This is a genomic window from Nocardioides sp. CFH 31398 (genome assembly GCF_022436705.1).
GTDB lineage: Bacteria > Actinomycetota > Actinomycetes > Propionibacteriales > Nocardioidaceae > Nocardioides.
Map to the genome: position 1 here is coordinate 33,594 of NZ_JAKUHT010000025.1, position 18,796 is coordinate 52,389.

An 18,796-nucleotide genomic window follows, 5' to 3' on the forward strand; every position below is an offset into this window, starting at 1 on the left:
CGCTGCCGCCGGTGCCCCGGGTGGGATTCGAACCCACACTGGACGGTGTTTGAGACCGCTTCCTCTGCCGTTGGGATACCGGGGCCGGTGCGAACGGCAGGCTACCGGGCGCCTCACCGCCCCCGGCCGCCGACTAGCCTGCTCCCGTGAGCAGCCCCGCCGGAGCCGAACCGACCCGGCCGCGCGTCGTCATCGCGGAGGACGAGGCCCTCATCCGCATGGACCTCGCGGAGATGCTCGCCGAGGAGGGGTACGACGTCGTCGGCGAGGCCGCGGACGGCGCCCGCGCCGTCGAGCTCGCCACCGAGCTGCGTCCCGACCTCGTCGTGATGGACGTCAAGATGCCCGTGCTCGACGGCATCAGCGCGGCGCAGAAGATCGCCGAGGCCCGGATCGCCCCGGTCGTCATCCTCACCGCCTTCTCGCAGCGCGACCTGGTCGAGCGCGCCCGCGACGCCGGGGCGATGTCGTACCTGGTGAAGCCCTTCGGCGCCTCGGACCTCGTGCCCGCCATCGAGATGGCGCTGAGCCGGTACGCCGAGATCGCCGCGCTGGAGGCCGAGGTGGCCGCCCGCGACGAGCAGCTCGCCACGCGGAAGGCCGTCGACCGCGCGAAGGGTGTCCTCGCCGACCGGCTGGGCCTCGGGGAGGCCGAGGCGTTCCGCTGGATCCAGAAGACCGCGATGGACCTGCGCCTGCCGATGAGGCAGGTCGCGGAGGGCGTCGTGGAGCACGGTCCCGGCATCGCCGGCACCTCCGGCGACAGCGGGTCGTCCGCCGTCTAGGTCACGGTTCGGCAACAGGCGTAACTGTGACCCTCCCGTGACACCGCGGGGGGGCCGGAGAAGGCTAATTTTCTCCCGCAGCACCAGCCCGGTGGGCGCTACCACCCGGGCTCTTCGACCTAGTGAGCCGGAGGCCACATGACCCGCAGAACCCGCGCCATCCGCTATGGCGCACCACTCGCCGTAGCGGCGCTGATCATGACCGCGTGCGGTGCGGAGGACGACTCGTCCGACGGCTCCGGCAGCGAGGGCGGCTCCAGCTCCGAGGAGTCCTCGGACGCCTCGGGCGGCGACTTCCCCGAGGGCGACGGCGTCTTCACCGTCGGCTCGCTGCTCCCCCAGACCGGTGACCTCGCGTTCCTCGGCCCCCCGGAGTTCCAGGGTGTCGACCTCGCCATCGAGGACATCAACGCCGCCGGTGGCGTGCTGGGCCAGGACGTCGTCGGCATCAAGGCCGACTCCGGTGACGGCACCCCCGACATCGCGGGCGCCGAGGTCGACAACCTCCTCGCCGAGGACGTCGACACCATCATCGGTGCCGCCGCCTCCGGCGTCTCCGTCAGCGTGATCGACAAGATCACCGGCGCGGGCGTCGTCCAGTTCTCCCCGGCGAACACCGCCGCGGGCTTCGACACCTACGACGACGGCGGCCTGTACTTCCGCACCGCCCCGTCCGACGTGCTCCAGGGCGAGATCCTCGCCAACCTCGTGGTCGAGGACGGCGCCTCGAACGTCGCCATCATGGGTCGCCAGGACTTCTACGGCGAGGGCCTCGCCGAGCGCGTCCAGGAGGTCGTGGAGGAGAAGGGCGCGTCCGTCGCGGACTTCGTCCTCTACGCGGCCGACGCCCAGAACTTCACCGCCGAGGTGAACCAGATCGCGGCCACCGAGCCCGACGCCCTGGTCCTGGTCGCGTTCAACGAGACCACGAAGATCATCCCGCAGCTGATCTCCAAGGGGATCGGCCCGCAGGACATCCCGATCTACTTCGTGGACGGCAACCTGGCCGACTACTCCGCCGAGAACTTCGACCTGACCGGCGTCAAGGGCACCGCACCCGGTGCTGCCGAGCCGGACCCGGACTTCGAGGACCGTCTGCGCGAGAACCCGGACGTCGACGACCTGACCTACGGCGCCGAGTCGTACGACGCCGTCGTCATCTCGGCCCTGGCCGCCATCGCCGCGGGCAACGACTCCGGCGAGGCGATCGCCTCGGAGATCGTGAACGTCACCCGCGAGGGCACCGAGTGCACCGAGTTCGAGGAGTGCGCCCAGCTCCTCGAGGACGGCGAGGACATCGACTACAACGGCAAGTCGGGCCCGACCGACATGACCGACTCCGGCAGCCTCGTCTCCGGCACGTACGGCATCAACGAGTACGACGGCAACACCTACGAGCGCATCGACACCGTCTCCGGCGTCGTCCCCGAGACCAGCTGATCCTCGGCTCGTAGCGCACCACCCCGCACCACCACCGGAGCCCCCGGCCGCCCCTCGCGGCCGGGGGCTTCGTCGCGTCCTGGGTCGTGGCTTGGCCCTGGCCGGCGCGGGCCCGCCCGCCGGGGCCCCCAGCCGGTCGCCCGCAGCCCGCCGGTCGAATCCTCACGGTAGGTCTCTCTTTCGACACTCCACACGACGAATTCGCCGTGTGGAGTGACAACCCGTCGTGGGACCGTGGGGAACTGACCGGGCCGCCGCAGCCGCGCCGATGGGCCACGCGACGTCCACAGGTGCCGGCGTGCGTCGCTCCTGCACAGGACGCCGGCGCCGGGCGGTCCGCGGCCCGCGGCGCGGGGATCCTCGTCGCCATGGACGCAGTGGACGCACCGTTGGCGCAGAGGGGCTTCGTGACGCGTGCCGAGGCGCTGGCCCGGGGCATGACGGACAAGCAGCTGGGGGCCGAGGTGCGGGCGGGCAACCTGACGCGGTTCCGGCAGGGGACGTACGCGAGCACCCAGCAGTGGCGCTCGCTCGACGCGCAGGGTCGACACCTGCTGCGGCTCAGTGCGGTGATGGCCTCGCTGGGCGACGCCGTCCGGGCGAGCCACGTGTCGTCCGCGCTCATGAACGGCCTCGACGTCTGGGGTGTCGACCTCAGTCGGGTGCACGTCACGAGGGTGGACGGCGGCGCCGGGCGTCACGAGGGTGACGTGGTCCACCACGTCGGACAGGTCGACGAGGCGGCTGACGTGGTGGTGGTCGACGGGATGGGATGCACCGCACCGACCCGGGCCGCCGTCGAGGTCGGCCTGATCTCCACGCCCGAGAGCTTCCTGGTCACCGCGGACTCGCTGCTGAGGAAGGGCCTGGCCACGCACTCGCAGCTCGCGCGCCGGTACGGCGACATGGAGTGCTGGCCGGAGTCGCAGAAGCTCCAGCTCGCCGTCCGCATGGCCGACGGCGCTGCCGGCAGCGTGGGGGAGTCCCGGCTGCGCTGGCTGCTCTGGGGCCACGGCATCCCGGCGCCCGTGCTGCAGTACGAGGTGCGGCGCCCTGGCGTCGACCCCACCTGCAGGCCGTTCGCGACGTGTGACCTGGCCTGGCCGGAGCTGGGACTGATCATCGAGTTCGACGGCCTCGTGAAGTACGGCCGGCTCCTCCGGCCGGGCCAGACACCCTCCGACGCCGTCATCGCGGAGAAGCTCCGCGAGGACGGGATCCGAGAGTGCACCGGCTTCCAGGTCATCCGCGTCACCTGGGCCGATCTGGAGCACCCGTCGGCCTTGGTCGCCCGCGTCCGCCGGGCCCTGGGCCTGACCGCGGCGGCCTGAGGTCGAAACCCCACGGTGACCAGGCGGGTTGTCGCTTCTCACGACGAATTCGTCGTGTGAAGTGACAAGACAGGGACTTACCGTGGGGATTCGACCTCAGGTCCCGCGGCGCCGACCCACCAGGACGAACCACGCCCCCGCGCCGAGTACGGCGCGGGGGCGGTGGGTGGAGCGGGCGGGGGGTCTCAGTCCTGCCCGAGCGTGCCCAGGTAGAGCTGGATGACCTTGGGGTCGTTGGCGAGGGACTTGCCCGTGCCGGTGTAGGCGTTGCGGCCCTGGTCGAGGACGTAGCCGCGGTCGCAGATCTGCAGGCAGCGCTTGGCGTTCTGCTCGACCATGATCACCGAGACGCCGGCCCGGTTGATGCGGCGGGTCTGGACGAACACCTCGTCCTGGAGGACGGGGGAGAGGCCGGCGGACGGCTCGTCGAGGAGCAGGACGGACGGCTCCATCATCAGCGCCCGGCCCATCGCGACCATCTGGCGCTCACCGCCGGACAGCGACCCGGCGCGCTGGGCGCGGCGGTCGATCAGGGCCGGGAACAGGTCGCCGACGAACTCGAAGCGCTTCTTGAACGACGACGGCCGCTGGAACGAGCCCATCTCCAGGTTCTCCTGGATGGTGAGCGACGGGAACACGTTGTTCGTCTGGGGGACGAACCCGATGCCCTTCGAGACCAGGACGTCGGCGCGGGCGTTCGTGATGTCGTCGCCCTTGAGGGTCACCGTGCCGGTCTTGATCCGCACCAGGCCGAACAGCGCCTTGAGCAGCGTGGACTTGCCGGCGCCGTTGGGGCCGATGATGCCGACGAGCTCGCCCTCGTGGCAGTAGAGGTCGGCCCCGTTGAGGATGTTGACGCCGGGCAGGTAGCCGGCGATCAGCTCGTCGGCCCGCAGGATGGCGCCGTCGGCGGCCCCGAGGTGCGCGCTGCGGTCGACGGCGGGGACGCCCTCGGTCGCTCCCTCGGTCGCCGTGGTGTCGGCGACGGTGCTGTCGCTCACTTCGTCTCCTCGGGGTGCTCGGCGTCGATCTCGGCCTGGGCCTCGGCGAGGATCTGCTCCTCGACGTCCTCGCTGAGGTCCTGGTCGTGGTGGGAGCCCAGGTAGGCGTCGATGACGCGCTGGTCGCTCATCACGGTGTGCGGGGGGCCCTCGGCGACGACCTTGCCCTGGGCCATGACGACGACCCAGTCGGAGATGTCGCGGACCATGTCCATGTCGTGCTCCACGAACAGGACCGTGCGGCCCTCCTCGCGCAGCGACTTCACGTGGCCCAGCAGCGACTGCTTCAGTGCCGGGTTCACGCCCGCCATCGGCTCGTCGAGCATGACCAGCTCCGGGTCGGCCATCAGCGCCCGGGCCATCTCGAGCAGCTTGCGCTGGCCGCCGGACAGCGAGCCCGCGAAGTCCTCCCGCTTCTTGTGCAGCAGGAACCGCTCGAGCAGCTCGTCGGCCTTGACGGTGTTGTCCTGCTCCTGGCCGCGCCACAGCCACGCGAACATCGCGGACAGCAGGCCCTCGCCGCGCTGGTCGGTGGCCCCCACCCGCATGTTCTCGATCACCGTGAGGCGCGAGAGGACCTTGGTGAGCTGGAAGGTGCGCACCATGCCCATGCGGGCGACCTTGTATGCCGGCACCTTGTCCAGCGCCTGGCCCTTGAACGACCACGTCCCCTCGTTGGGGCGGTCGAACCCGGTCAGCAGGTTGAAGAACGTCGTCTTGCCCGCGCCGTTGGGACCGATGAGGGCGGTGATGACGCCCTTCTGGATCTCGAGGTGCTCGACGTCGACGGCCGTCAGGCCGCCGAACTGCCGGCGGATGCCGTGGGCCACCACGATCGGGTCCGGCTTCTTGGCGCCGGGCTCGTGCTCGACGCCGGCCAGGGCTGCACGCGCCTCGGCGCTGCGGGTGGCCGCGGGGGCGGCGGTGCCGCCGCCCTTCGTCAGGGTCGGTTCGGTCTCAGCGGGCATCGATCGCCAGCTCCCTCCGGTCGCCGAAGATCCCCTGGGGTCGGAAGATCATCAGCAGCATCAGTCCCAGGCCGAGGAAGATGAAGCGCATCAGGCTGGCCTGGGTCGGGTCCATGATGGCCTCGGGGATGAGCGGGTCGGACCCCGCGGTCGCCTGGCTGAAGAAGCCGCCGAGCGCCGTGATGAGGAACCAGAAGATGATCGCGCCGACGACGGGCCCGAAGACACGCGCGGCGCCACCGATCAGCAGCACCGTGTAGGCGAAGAACGTGACGTCGGTGGCGAAGAACGACGGTCCGACGGCCGCGGAGCGCAGCGAGACCATGAAGCCCGCGAGCGCGCCGAAGATGCCGCCGATGACCAGCGCCTGCATCTTGTAGGCGTAGACGTTCTTGCCCAGCGAGCGGACGGCGTTCTCGTCCTCGCGGATCGACTTCAGCACGCGGCCCCAGGGGCTGCGCATGAGCAGGAAGACGATGAGGCAGCTGATGGCCACGAGCAGCCAGCCGACCGTCATCACCCAGATGTCGAAGGCGCTCCAGCGGAACAGGCCGGGGATGCCGACCGAGCCGGAGTACGGGTTGGCGTCGCGGAAGCCGGCGATGAAGTCGGTGACGCCGTCCTGACCGCCGAAGTACTCGGAGAAGGACGCCGCCGCGATCGTCTGGCGGATGATCTCGGCGCTCGCGATCGTGACGATGGCGAGGTAGTCGGCCCTCAGCCGCAGTGTCGGGACGCCGAGCGCGAGCGCGAGCAGCGCCGCGAGCACCAGCCCGACGAGGACGCCGAGCCACAGCGAGCTCGCGAAGATGGTCACGGCGCACGCGATCGCGTAGCCGGCGACCATCATGAACCCGGCCTGGCCGAAGTTGAGCAGGCCGGTGTAGCCGAAGTGCACGTTGAGGCCGATGGCGGCCAGGCAGTAGATGATGGCGGTGGGTCCGAGCGCCTGCTGGATGGCGCTGCCCAGGATGGCCACGAAGTCCATGTGTACGTGTCCCTTTCCTCAGCCGACCCGCTGCGCGCGGCCCAGCAGGCCCTGCGGTCGGACCAGCAGCACCAGGATCAGCACCAGCAGCGCGCCCACGAACTTGAACTCCGCGGGGACGAGCAGGGTGGTGAGCTCGGTGAACGTGCCGATGATGAAGGCGCCGACGATGGCGCCCCAGATGGTGCCGAGACCGCCGAGGACGACGGCCGCGAAGACGAGCAGCAGCAGCTTGAAGCCGATCTGGTAGTCGAAGCCCTGCGTGACGCCGAGCAGCGCCCCCGCCAGGCCCGCGAGCGCGGCGCCACCTATCCACACGATGGAGATGACGCGCTCGACGTTGATGCCGGTGGCGGCGGACAGCGCCGGGTTGTCGGCGACCGCGCGCGTCGCCTTGCCGGTGCGCGTGTACTTCAGGAACGCGGTGGTGGCGAGCAGCACGGCGACCGCGACCAGGAAGACCGCGATCTCCTTCAGCGTGATCTGCACCGGGCCGACCTGGATCGGCGTGACGGCGGAGTACTGCGAGTAGTTCTGGCTCTGCGCGCCGGCGAAGTACTGGAAGACGTTGCGCAGGAAGATCGACAGACCGATGCTGACGATCATCATCGCGATGATGCCGGTGCCGCGCCTGCGCAGCGGCCTCCACAGCGCCGCGTCGTTCAGCCAGCCGAAGGCGGCCGAGACGACGAACGCCGCGATCACGCCCACGATCACCGTGATGTTCAGCCCGCCGATCGAGATCTGGCCCGGGAGGCCGTCGACCGCGAAGGCGACCAGCGCCCCGAAGGTGATCAGCTCGCCGTGGGAGAAGTTCGTGAGGCCGGTGGTGCCGAAGATCATCGACAGGCCGAGGGCCGCCATGGCCAGCAGCGACGAGAAGACCAGGCCGCCCACGGTGAGCTGGAGCGCGAGGGTGAGGCCGCCCGCGGAGCCCGGCAGGGGGTCGCCGATCGGGAACGCCACGGACTGGTCGGAGTCGGTGTTGACGGTGATCGTCTGCTCGACGTCGTCGGGGTTCCGCAGCCCTGAGCCCTCCGGGAGCGTGTCCTCGTCGACGGCGACGGTGTAGTCCTTGCCGAGGGCGCTGATGGGGTCGCCGGGGATGGCGACCGCGAAGGCGCCGTTCTCGTCGGACTCGGCCTGGGCGAGCTCGTTGCCCTCTGCGTCGCTCAGCGTGATGCCCACGCCGGGGACGGGTGCGGGCGGCTCCTCGCGCAGGTCCCGCAGGCACCCCACGATGTAGATCGACGGGTCGGACTCGTCACGCTCCGGGGCCTGGCAGACGCTACCGGCGTCCGCGGTGGTGAGCGGTGCGGCAGGACTCGACGCGGTGGCCGCGGCGGCGGGCGCGAGCAGGGCGAGCACCGCGATCACGAGGACTCCGACCGCCCCGAGGAGGTGGCGAGGAGGCCGGAACAGTAGGGAGCGCAAGGGTTCCTCCGTATCGTCGCCCGAGGGGTGGTGGGCGGCATGGGCAGACGGGACTCTAGCGCCGGATCTGCCCGGATCACCGCGCGGGAAGGCGGTGTTTGCGAGTTGTGACCTTCGGGGCCGCGGAGCCCCCCGGCGCCGGCCTCAGAACGACGAGACGGCCCACACGAGCAAGGGCGCGACCAGCAGCGAGGGCAGCAGGTCGGCCACCTTGACCTGCTTCAGGTCGAGCAGTCGCAGGGCGACCCCGATCAGCAGCAGACCCCCCGTGGCGGTCATCGCCGCGAGCTGGGCGTCGGGGACGACGTCGCCGAGCGTGGCGCCCAGGAGCGTCAGTCCTCCCTGGACGACGACGAGCGACACCACGGACGCCGCGACGCCCCAGCCGAAGGCCGCGGCGAACGCGATCGACGCGAACAGGTCGAGCGCGGACTTCAGCAGCAGCTGCTCGGGGCCGCCCCCGAGTCCCTCCTCCACCGAGCCCAGGATGGTGAGAGGACCGACGCAGAAGACCAGCGACGAGACGACGAACCCCTGGACGAAGCGCACCCGGGCCTCGTCGGGCGCGCCGCCTCCCGCGGGTCCGCGGCGGACGAGCACCCGCTGCAGCAGGGCTCCGAGGTCCTCGAGCCGGTCCTCGAGCCGCAGCAGCGACCCGGTGATGCCCCCGAGCAGGATCGCTCCGAGCACGATCAGCATGGGCGCGGAGCCACCCACGGCCCGCGCCAGCGCCGGGTCCGTGACGGCCACCGCGGACGACGCGGCGATGAGCAGCGTGACCAGCCCGAGGCCGTCGGTCACGACGGTCCGGGTGCGCTCCGGCAACCGGTCGCCGGCGAGTGCCCCGACGGCCGAGCCGAGGAGCACGGCGAGGACGTTGACGAGCGTGCCGACCCCGGGGAACACGGGCGCCATCGTGGCACCCTCCGCGGCCCCCGGCGCCCGCGGAGGGGTGTCGGTGTCCTGTGGCAGAGTCGCCACGTGAGCCCGACCGTGACCTCCGGCCCTGCCGTCCCCCGTCCTCGGCTGCTCCTCGTCGACGGGCACTCGCTGGCGTACCGGGCGTTCTTCGCGCTGCCCGTCGAGAACTTCTCGACCACGACGGGCCAGCACACCAACGCGGTCTACGGCTTCACCTCGATGCTCATCAACGTGCTCCGCGACGAGGAGCCGACGCACCTCGCCGTCGCGTTCGACGTCTCCCGCCAGACGTTCCGCTCGGAGGCGTACTCCGACTACAAGGCGAACCGGTCCGCGTCGCCCTCGGAGTTCAACGGTCAGGTGTCGCTGATCAAGGAGGTCCTGGACGCGCTGAACGTCCCGTACCTGGAGAAGCCGGGCTTCGAGGCGGACGACGTCATTGGCACCTTGGCCACCCAGGCCCGCGCGGACGACTTCGAGGTGCTGATCTGCACGGGTGACCGCGACTCGTTCCAGCTCGTCGACGAGCACACCACCGTCATCTACCCGATGCGCGGGGTGTCGGAGATGAAGCGCATGACGCCCGCCGCCGTCGAGGAGCGGTACGGCGTGCCGCCGGGCCGCTACCCGGAGCTCGCGGCCCTGGTGGGGGAGACCTCCGACAACCTGCCCGGCGTCCCGGGGGTGGGTCAGGGGTTCGCGGCCAAGTGGATCAACGCCTACGACGGCCTCGACAACGTGATCGCCCGCGCCGACGAGATCACGGGCAAGAAGGGGGAGTCGCTCCGCGCGCACCTCGACCAGGTGATGCGCAACCGCTCGCTCAACGCCCTGGTGACCGACCTCGACCTCGAGCAGGCCCCGAGCCAGCTGGCCATGCGCCCCTGGGACCGCCAGGCGGTGCACACCGTGTTCGACAGCCTCGAGTTCCGGGTGCTGCGCGACCGGCTGTTCGAGACGCTGACGTCGGCGGAGGAGATCGACGACTCCGGGTTCGACCTCGCCGGCACCCGGCTGGGCGCCGGCGAGGTCGCGGCGTGGCTCGACACGCACGCGCAGTTGGGGGAGCGCACCGGGCTGATCGTGGAGGGCACCTGGGGCCGCGGGACAGGGGAGGTGACGGGTCTCGCGCTGGCCACCGCCGAGGGCGCGGCCGCGCACGTGGACGTGGTCACCCTCGACCCGGAGGACGACGCGGCCCTGGCCGCCTGGCTCGCCGACCCCGCGGTGCCAGTGGTGCTCCACGACGCGAAGGGCCCGATGCTCGCCCTGGCCGCCCGCGGCTGGCCGTTGGGCGGTCTCGAGCGCGACACCGCGCTGTCCGCCTACCTGGCCCGGCCCGACCAGCGCTCCTACGACCTGGCCGACCTCGTGGTGCGCTACCTCAAGCGCGAGCTCAAGCAGGGCGTGACGGACGACGGGCAGCTGGCCCTCGACGTCGACGGCGAGGAGGCGAGCGAGGCCGCGGAGGCCTCGATGCTGCACGCCCGGGCGGTGCTCGACCTCGCCGCCGCCCTCGACGACGAGCTCGAGGAGCGCGGGGGCACCCGGCTCCTCGCCGACGTCGAGCTGCCGCTGATCGACGTCCTGGCCCGCATGGAGCAGGTGGGCATCGCCGCCGACGTCGAGCTGCTGGAGGGTCTCGAGTCGCATTTCGGCGAGGGCGTCCGCGAGCAGGCGCAGGCGGCGTACGACGTCATCGGGCGCGAGATCAACCTGGGCTCGCCCAAGCAGCTGCAGACGGTGCTGTTCGACGAGCTGAACATGCCGAAGACGAAGCGGACCAAGACGGGCTACACCACCGACGCCGACGCGCTGAAGACGCTGCAGGAGAAGGAGCCGCACCCGTTCCTCGAGCACCTGCTGGCGCACCGCGACGTCATCCGCCTGCGCCAGACCGTCGAGGGCCTGCTCAAGACGGTCGCGGAGGACGGTCGCATCCACACGACGTTCAACCAGCTCATCGCCGCCACCGGACGCCTCTCCAGCACCGACCCCAACCTCCAGAACATCCCCGTCCGCACGGAGGCGGGCCGCCGCATCCGCGAGGCCTTCGTGGTCGGCTCCGGCTACGACACCCTGATGACGGCCGACTACTCGCAGATCGAGATGCGCATCATGGCGCACCTGTCCGAGGACGCCGGCCTGATCGAGGCGTTCCGGTCCGGCCACGACTTCCACTCGGTGACGGCCGCGCGGGTGTTCGGCGTGGACGCCGGGGCGGTGACGCAGGAGATGCGCGCCAAGATCAAGGCGATGAACTACGGCCTGGCCTACGGCCTGTCGGCCTACGGCCTGTCGCAGCAGCTGCGCATCGACACCTCCGAGGCCCGTGGCCTCATGGACGAGTACTTCGAGACCTTCGGCGGCATCCGCGACTACCTCTCCGGGGTCGTCGACGAGGCGCGCCGCAGCGGGTTCACGGAGACGATCCTGGGCCGCCGTCGCTACCTGCCCGACCTCACCAGCGACAACCGGCAGCGCCGCGAGATGGCCGAGCGCATGGCGCTCAACGCCCCCATCCAGGGCTCGGCGGCCGACCTGATCAAGGTCGCCATGCTGCGGGTGGACGCCGCGCTGCGGGAGGCCGGCCTGGCCTCGCGGATGCTGCTGCAGGTCCACGACGAGCTGGTCCTCGAGGTGGCACCGGGGGAGTCCGAGGCCCTGGAGGCGCTGGTGCGCGAGCAGATGGCCGGGGCCGCGGACCTCGCGGTCCCGCTGGACGTGTCGGTCGGCACCGGAGCGAGCTGGCACGAGGCCGCGCACTGAGAGCGCGCCGGGACCGTTCGGTCAGCCCGCGTTCTCGGTGAGGTCGCGGACGCCGGGGACCGGTGCTGCCGCCTCGTCGCGCCGGGTGCGGGTGGCCACGAGCAGCCCGACCAGCACGAGCACGTCGACGGCGGCGACGGCCGCCAGCAGGCGCGGCTCGGTCGTCGCGACCGGGGCCGCGGCGAGCAGGGCGGCCATGCCCGCCCAGAGCACCAGCACCGCACGACGGTGCTGGTCGGCGACCACCTGGTAGACGAGGATCTGGATCATCGCCAGCAGCGTCCCCACCGCGGCGAAGACCCAGACCAGCGGCTCGATCTCGCGGTAGGCCGCGCCGCCGACGAACACGACGGCGAGCCCGCTCAGCAGCGCGGCGCCGGCCGTGGCCACGGCACCGATGACGGCGGTCGCCAGCAGGGACAGGCGGGTGGCACGGGTGCGGTCGGCCCCGGAGGCCATGCGTGGGAAGGCCACGACCACGACGAACTGCGGCAGGAACAGCACTGCCTTGGTGAGGATGAGGCCCCCGGCGTACAGCCCGGCGTTCTCGGCGTCGAGGACCACCCGGGCCAGGACGACGTCGACGTTGGACAGGGCGAAGAACGCCAGCAGGGCGTGGGAGTTGTGGCCCACCTCGCGCAGCACCACGCGCGTGGACGAGGGCGGAGCCGGGGCGGTACGACGGCGCCGGAGCACCCGGGCCCCGACGAGGACCGGGACGACCGCGCCGACGGCGACGCCGGCCATCGCTCCCGTCGCGTCGCCGAGCAGCAGCAGGCCCAGCCCGCCGAGCACCAGTCGTCCGGTGCCCGCGGCGACGTAGATCGCCGACAGCGGACCCCAGTCCTCCTCGCCCTGGAACACCCCGGCCTGCGCGCCCATCATGCTGAGCGGCGCCGCCGCGAGGGCGACGAACACTGCGGCCAGCGGGGAGGTGAGGTCGAGCACGATCGTGACCACCGGCGCGAGCGCGAGGCACACGAGGGCCAGCGCGAGCCCCGAGCGCCGGCCGGCGCGCAGGATGCGGGCCTCGATCGCCTCCCGTGCCTCCGGCGCAGCGGCGACCTGCCGGGCGCCGGTGGCCTGCAGGCCGAGCGATACCACGTTGATCACCAGGAGGAGCCCCATCAGGGCGGCCACGGCGCTGTACTCCGCGGGACCCAGGGCGCGCGCCGCGAGGATCGTGAAGCCGTAGGTCGTCAGGTTGAGGACGGCCATGGCCACCGCCACGCCGGCGCCGCCCCGCAGCAGCCGGCGCAGGCCACCGCCCGCGTTCACGTCGCGCTCACGGGGCCGAGCCTAGGAGGGGCGCCCACGAGGACGACGGCCGACCGGCCGGGGATGCAGCACCCGGTCCGGTCGGCCGTCGGCCTCGTGACCGGCGTCAGCGGCGGGGGTTCTTCGGCGTCGAGCGGGCGCTCGTCGGGTCGGAGCCCTTCCGGATCTCCTGGCCGTCGCCGACCTTGCCCCGGTCGGTGTCGTAGTTGGTCGGGTCGGTCCTCCGCCTGTCGAACTTCGTGTTCCTGCTGCCGGTCCTCTCCTGCTTGTCGGTCAGCGAGTCCCCGTCGGTGTCCTTCCGGGTGGGGTCGCTGCGCCGCTTGCCCACGACGTAGCTCCCACCACGGACCTGGATCCTCTGGTTGATCGCGTAGCCCGTGACCTCGACCCGGTCGGCGATGCCGTCCCGGTCGGTGTCGCGGCGACACGGGTCGGTGCGGACCGTGCCGATCCGGGACGTCCTGCCCCCGGCGCGGATCACCTTCTGGGTGATCGTCACGCCACGGACCTCCTGGCCGTCGCTCAGGCGGTCGCCGTCGGTGTCCGCCTTCAGCGGGTCGGTCCCCGAGGCGCAGGAGCCCGGCGACTGGTTCACCTCGCGGCCGTCGCTCAGGCCGTCGTCGTCGGTGTCCGGGTCGTCCGGGTCGGTGCCCAGCTGGGCCTCCTCGGCGTCGGTCAGCCCGTCGCCGTCACTGTCGGCCGGCGGGGGCAGGTCGTCGGTGCCGTCGAGCGGGTCGGTGCCCCGCTCCACCTCGGCCCCGTCGCTGACGCCGCCGCCGTCGGTGTCGAGGTCCAGCGGGTCGGTCCCGAGGTCGACCTCGGCGCCGTCGGCCAGGCCGTCGTCGTCGGTGTCGGCGTCGTCGGGGTTCGTCCCGAGCTCCGCCTCCTCCTCGTCGGTGAGGCCGTCACCGTCGGAGTCGCCGGTCGGCGGCACGTCGTCGGCCGGGTCGTTCGGGTCGGTGCCCGCGCCCACCTCCGTGCCGTCGTCCACCCCGCCGCCGTCGGTGTCCGCCGCCAGCGGGTCGGTGTCGTACTCGAGCACCTCCTGGCCGTCGGAGAGGCCGTCGTCGTCGGAGTCGCTGTCGTCGGGGTCGGTGCCCAGGCGCTCCTCCTGCGCGTCGGTCAGCCCGTCGCCGTCGCCGTCCGCGTCGGACGTCGGGAAGTCGTCCGTCGGGTCGAGCGGGTCCGTGCCGCGCTCCACCTCGGCTCCGTCGAGGACGCCGCCCCCGTCGGTGTCGGGGTCGTCCGGGTCGGTCCCGAGTGCGGCCTCCTCGGAGTCGGTGAGCCCGTCGTCGTCCGAGTCGACCTCGACGGCCGGCAGGTCGTCGGTGCCGTCGAGCGGGTCGGTCCCGCGGTCGACCTCGGCGCCGTCGAGGACGCCGCCGTTGTCGGTGTCCGCGTCCAGCGGGTCCGTCCCCAGGCCGACCTCACGGCCGTCGGTGAGCCCGTCGTCGTCGGAGTCGGCGTCCTCGGGGTCGGTGCCGAGCTCGGCCTCCTCGTCGTCGGTCAGCCCGTCGTTGTCCGCGTCGTCGTCGAGGACCGGCTGGTCGTCGGTGCCGTCGAGCGGGTCGCTGCCGCGGTCGACCTCGGCGCCGTCCAGGACGCCGCCGTCGTCGGTGTCGGGGTCGAGCGGGTCGGTGCCGAGACCCACCTCGACGCCGTCGGTGAGGCCGTCGTCGTCGGAGTCGGCGTCGTCGGGGTCGGTCCCGAGCCCGGCCTCCTCGGCGTTCGACAGTCCGTCACCGTCGGGGTCGCCGTCGACCACCTCCTCGTCGTCGGTGCCGTCGAGGGGGTTGCTGCCCCGGTCGACCTCGGCGCCGTCGCCGACCCCGCCGTCGTCGGTGTCCGGGTCGAGCGGGTCGGTGCCCAGGCCGACCTCGCGGCCGTCGGTCAGCCCGTCGTCGTCGGAGTCGGCGTCGTCCGGGTCGGTGCCGAGGTCGGCTTCCTCGTCGTTCGACAGGCCGTCGCCGTCGGGGTCGGTGTCGACGACCGGCTGGTCGTCGGTGTCGTCGAGGGGGTCGCTGCCGCGGTCGACCTCCGGGCCGTCGAGGACGCCGCCGCCGTCGGTGTCGGGGTCGAGCGGGTCGGTGCCGAGGTCGACCTCGACGCCGTCGGTCAGCCCGTCGTCGTCGGTGTCGGCGTCCTGGGGGTCGGTCCCCAGGCCGGCCTCCTCGTCGTTGCTGAGGCCGTCGCCGTCGGGGTCGCCGTCGACCACGGGGAAGTCGTCGGTCCCGTCGAGCGGGTCGGTGCCCTGCTCGACCTCGGCGCCGTCCAGCGCGCCACCGTCGTCGGTGTCCGCGTCCAGCGGGTCCGTCCCACGCTCGACCTCGTCGCCGTCCGACAGGCCGTCGTTGTCGGTGTCGGGGGCCGTCGGGTCGGTGCCGGCGTCGACCTCGTCGCCGTCGTTCAGTCCGTCGTCGTCGGTGTCGGCGTCCTCGGGGTCAGTGCCGAGCTCGGCCTCCTCGTCGTCGGTGAGGCCGTCGTTGTCGGCGTCGTCGTCGACGACCGGCTGGTCGTCGGTGTCGTCGAGCGGGTCGGTGCCGCGGTCGACCTCGTCGCCGTCGCTGACGCCGCCGTCGTCGGTGTCGGCGTCGAGCGGGTCGGTGCCCAGCTCCACCTCGACGCCGTCGGTGAGGCCGTCGTCGTCGGAGTCGGCGTCGTCGGGGTCGGTGCCCAGGTCGGCCTCCTCGTCGTCGGTGAGGCCGTCGTTGTCGGCGTCGTCGTCGGCGACCGGCTGGTCGTCGGTGCCGTCGAGCGGGTCGGTGCCCCGGTCGACCTCGGCGCCGTCACTGACGCCGCCGTCGTCGGTGTCCGGGTCGAGCGGGTCGGTCCCGAGGCCGACCTCGCGGCCGTCGCTGAGCCCGTCGTCGTCGGAGTCCGCGTCGTCGGGGTCGGTGCCGAGGTCGGCCTCCTCGTCGTTGCTCAGGCCGTCGCCGTCGGGATCGGTGTCGACGACCGGGAGGTCGTCGTTCCGGTCGAGCGGGTCGGTGCCGCGGTCGACCTCGGCGCCGTCGCTGACGCCGCCGTCGTCGGTGTCGGGGTCGAGCGGGTCGGTGCCGGAGTCCACCTCGACGCCGTCGGTGAGGCCGTCGTCGTCGGAGTCCGCGTCGTCGGGGTCGGTGCCGAGGTCGGCCTCCTCGTCGTTCGTGAGGCCGTCGTTGTCGGGGTCTGTGTCGACGACCGGCTGGTCGTCGCCGGCGTCGAGCGGGTCGGTGCCGCGGTCGACCTCCGGGCCGTCGAGGACGCCTCCGCCGTCGGTGTCCGGGTCGAGCGGGTCGGTGCCCAGGTCGACCTCGACGCCGTCGGTCAGCCCGTCGTCGTCGGAGTCCGCGTCGTCGGGGTCGGTGCCCAGCCCGGCCTCCTCCTCGTTGCTCAGACCGTCGCCGTCGGGATCGGTGTCGACGACCGGGAGGTCGTCGCCGGCGTCGAGCGGGTCGGTGCCCCGGTCGACCTCGGCGCCGTCGCTGACGCCTCCGCCGTCGGTGTCGGGGTCGAGCGGGTCGGTGCCGGAGTCCACCTCGACGCCGTCGGTCAGCCCGTCGTCGTCGGTGTCGGCGTCCTGGGGGTCGGTGCCCAGCCCGGCCTCCTCCTCGTTGCTCAGACCGTCACCGTCCGGGTCGTCGTCGATCGGGGTCGCGTCGTCGCCGGCGTCGAGCGGGTCGGTGCCGCGGTCGACCTCGGGTCCGTCCAGCACGCCGCCGTCGTCGGTGTCGGGGTCGAGGGGGTCGGTCCCGAGGTCGACCTCGCGGCCGTCGGTGAGGCCGTCGTCGTCGGAGTCCGGGTCCTGGGGGTCGGTGCCGAGCCCGGCCTCCTCGTCGTTGGTCAGGCCGTCGTTGTCGGGGTCGGTGTCGACGACCGGGAAGTCGTCGGTGCCGTCCAGCGGGTCGGTGCCGCGGTCGACCTCCGGGCCGTCGAGGACGCCGCCGTCGTCGGTGTCGGGGTCGAGGGGGTCGGTCCCGAGGTCGACCTCGCGGCCGTCGGTGAGGCCGTCGTCGTCGGAGTCCGGGTCCTCGGGGTCGGTGCCCTGGTCGGCCTCCTCGTCGTTGCTGAGGCCGTCGTTGTCGGGGTCGGTGTCGACGACCGGCTGGTCGTCGCCGGCGTCGAGGGGGTCGGTGCCGCGGTCGACCTCGGGTCCGTCGAGGACGCCGCCGCCGTCGGTGTCGGGGTCGAGCGGGTCGGTGCCCAGGTCGACCTCGCGACCGTCGGTGAGGCCGTCGTCGTCGGAGTCGGCGTCCTGGGGGTCGGTGCCGAGGCCGGCCTCCTCGTCGTTGCTCAGACCGTCGCGGTCCGGGTCGGTGTCGACGATCGGGAAGTCGTCGGTCCGGTCCAGCGGGTCGCTGCCACGGTCGACCTCGGGCCCGTCGAGCACGCCGCCGTCGTCGGTGTCGGGGTCGAGGGGATCGGTGCCCAGGTCGACCTCGTCGCCGTCCGTCAGTCCGTCGTCGTCGGTGTCGGCGTCGTCCGGGTCGGTGCCGAGCCCCTCCTCCTCGTCGTTCGTGAGGCCGTCGCGGTCGGGGTCGGTGTCGACGACCGGCTGGTCGTCACCGGCGTCGAGCGGGTCGGTGCCGCGGTCGACCTCCGGGCCGTCGAGGACCCCGCCGCCGTCGGTGTCGGGGTCGACCGGGTCGGTGCCCAGGTCGACCTCACGGCCGTCGGTGAGGCCGTCGTCGTCGGAGTCCGGGTCCTGGGGGTCCGTCCCGAGCTCCCCCTCCTCGTCGTTGGTCAGGCCGTCGCCGTCGGGGTCGCGGGCGCCGGGGTCGCAGTCGACGCCACCGGTCGGGGCGTCGGCGCTGACGGAGAGGCGGCCGAGGTCGAGGTCGACGTCGACGAGCCGCCCGGCGAGGGCGGTGCTCACGGTGAGGTCGATGCCGACGACGGCGTCGAGGTCGCCCACCGCCCGGGACCCGGTGCTGGTGTCGCGGGGGGAGAACGCGGCGACACGGAGGGTCACGCTCGCGCCGGGCAGGGTGACGGCGATCGGCACCGGCGTGCCGTTCGCGGCGATCTCCGTGACGGTGCCGTTGGCCCGGCGCACCCGGACCACCGAGCTCTGGACGTCCACGGTGCCGGTGGAGCCGTCGGAGCGGGCGGTCAGCGAGACGGGCCGGACGACCTCGACCGTGACGCCGCCATTGGCGGCGCCGCCGAGGACACGGACGTCGCCGACGGACGTGGTCGCCCGCGACACCATCGCCGAGGTGCCGTCGGGCCGGTCGACGAGCGACGTCGTGCCCGTGGTCTCCGAGGCTCCCACCGACAGGACGCTGGTCAGGCCGAGCACGCTCACCAGGTCGAGGCCGGCGAGCGTGGTGCGCGAGGTCCCGAGCGGCCGCACGCCGTTCACGGCCGCCACGCACTGGTTGGCGCTCACGTACGACGCCCCCACGTCGCCCTCGATGACACCGGCGTTCGCGACCGGGCTGAGGTTGACGGCGGCGAGCCGGCGCGGCGGCGGGTCGGACGGCGGCGGTGCGGTCGCGACCTGCGAGTCGGGGCTCACGCTGCCTCCCGCGAGGCCGGCCTCGACGTTGCTGCTGGTCGCGCGGACCGGTGTGGCCGTCGTGCTGTTGACGACGGCGCGGGCGTGACCGACGAACAGGTCGGCCAGGCCGGCGCCCCCCAGCCCGGACCGGAAGCGGACGACGTCGCCGTGGGCGTCGCCGCTGTACGGCGCGGGCAGGGGAGCGGCGGCCAGGCCCGCCAGGGTCGGGGTGGCCGGGCCCGCCGTGGCCGCGCCCGACGTGGGCGGGGCGATCAGCGAGAGGGCGGCGGCGGTGCTGAGGACCACCGCCGCGTGGACGATGCGGCGGGGCGTGCTGTGACGGGACATCCGAGCTCCAGGGGCACACGGGGATACCTGTGGAACCGGAGTATTGTTGGC

General features: G+C 72.7%; 11 protein-coding genes and 1 tRNA gene. 4 read left to right on the plus strand and 8 right to left on the minus strand.

Translation table 11 applies throughout. The features are described 5' to 3' along the window. Nucleotides 1-12: 12 nt before the first annotated feature. Nucleotides 13-85 (minus strand) — tRNA-Leu (locus MJ876_RS17450). Nucleotides 86-146: 61 nt separating this feature from the next. On the opposite strand from MJ876_RS17450, the gene MJ876_RS17455 reads away from it, so the two are divergent. The 3 genes from MJ876_RS17455 to MJ876_RS17465 all read left to right on the plus strand — a co-directional run bounded on the left by MJ876_RS17455 (nucleotide 147) and on the right by MJ876_RS17465 (nucleotide 3,556). Beyond that, nucleotides 147-785 carry a response regulator gene (locus MJ876_RS17455; protein ID WP_308192619.1) on the plus strand — a complete coding sequence of 213 codons (639 nt, stop codon included), beginning with the start codon at nucleotides 147-149 and terminating at the stop codon, nucleotides 783-785. A 198-nt stretch (nucleotides 786-983) separates the two neighbouring features. Further along, nucleotides 984-2,225: an ABC transporter substrate-binding protein gene (locus tag MJ876_RS17460; protein ID WP_240238318.1), complete on the plus strand. Its 1,242-nt coding sequence runs from the start codon at nucleotides 984-986 to the stop codon at nucleotides 2,223-2,225. 368 nt (nucleotides 2,226-2,593) lie between these two features. Then, the gene (locus tag MJ876_RS17465; protein ID WP_240238320.1) at nucleotides 2,594-3,556 is read left to right on the plus strand and encodes a type IV toxin-antitoxin system AbiEi family antitoxin domain-containing protein; all 963 of its coding nucleotides are present in this window, start codon (nucleotides 2,594-2,596) and stop codon (nucleotides 3,554-3,556) included. Between the two features lie 185 nt (nucleotides 3,557-3,741). Here the strand turns inward: MJ876_RS17465 and MJ876_RS17470 are convergent, their stop codons facing one another. The 5 genes from MJ876_RS17470 to MJ876_RS17490 all read right to left on the minus strand — a co-directional run bounded on the left by MJ876_RS17470 (nucleotide 3,742) and on the right by MJ876_RS17490 (nucleotide 8,862). Further along, complete coding sequence (locus MJ876_RS17470; RefSeq protein ID WP_240238322.1) at nucleotides 3,742-4,557, minus strand: ABC transporter ATP-binding protein; 816 nt, start codon at nucleotides 4,555-4,557, stop codon at nucleotides 3,742-3,744. After that, nucleotides 4,554-5,525 carry an ABC transporter ATP-binding protein gene (locus MJ876_RS17475; RefSeq protein ID WP_240238324.1) on the minus strand — a complete coding sequence of 324 codons (972 nt, stop codon included), beginning with the start codon at nucleotides 5,523-5,525 and terminating at the stop codon, nucleotides 4,554-4,556. The genes MJ876_RS17470 and MJ876_RS17475 overlap by 4 nt, the downstream gene beginning before the upstream one ends. Further along, nucleotides 5,515-6,513, minus strand: a complete 999-nt coding sequence (locus tag MJ876_RS17480; RefSeq protein ID WP_240238326.1) for a branched-chain amino acid ABC transporter permease — start codon at nucleotides 6,511-6,513, stop codon at nucleotides 5,515-5,517. Before MJ876_RS17480 ends, MJ876_RS17475 begins: the two co-directional genes overlap by 11 nt. 18 nt (nucleotides 6,514-6,531) lie before the next feature. Beyond that, nucleotides 6,532-7,890 (minus strand): branched-chain amino acid ABC transporter permease, encoded by a 1,359-nt coding sequence (locus MJ876_RS17485; protein ID WP_240238328.1) that lies wholly within the window; start codon nucleotides 7,888-7,890, stop codon nucleotides 6,532-6,534. Nucleotides 7,891-8,091: 201 nt separating this feature from the next. Continuing rightward, complete coding sequence (locus tag MJ876_RS17490) at nucleotides 8,092-8,862, minus strand: DUF554 domain-containing protein (protein ID WP_240238330.1); 771 nt, start codon at nucleotides 8,860-8,862, stop codon at nucleotides 8,092-8,094. A 66-nt stretch (nucleotides 8,863-8,928) separates the two neighbouring features. On the opposite strand from MJ876_RS17490, the gene polA reads away from it, so the two are divergent. Continuing rightward, on the plus strand, nucleotides 8,929-11,637 hold the full coding sequence (gene polA, locus MJ876_RS17495) for a DNA polymerase I (protein WP_240238332.1): 2,709 nt from the start codon (nucleotides 8,929-8,931) through the stop codon (nucleotides 11,635-11,637). Between the two features lie 21 nt (nucleotides 11,638-11,658). Here polA and MJ876_RS17500 read toward each other — a convergent pair whose 3' ends face one another. After that, nucleotides 11,659-12,915, minus strand: coding sequence for a lipopolysaccharide biosynthesis protein (locus MJ876_RS17500; RefSeq protein WP_240238335.1), 1,257 nt, complete (start codon nucleotides 12,913-12,915; stop codon nucleotides 11,659-11,661). Between the two features lie 106 nt (nucleotides 12,916-13,021). Further along, entirely contained in the window at nucleotides 13,022-18,745 is a 5,724-nt protein-coding gene (locus tag MJ876_RS17505) for a hypothetical protein (protein ID WP_240238337.1), read from the minus strand. Nucleotides 18,746-18,796: the final 51 nt, after the last annotated feature.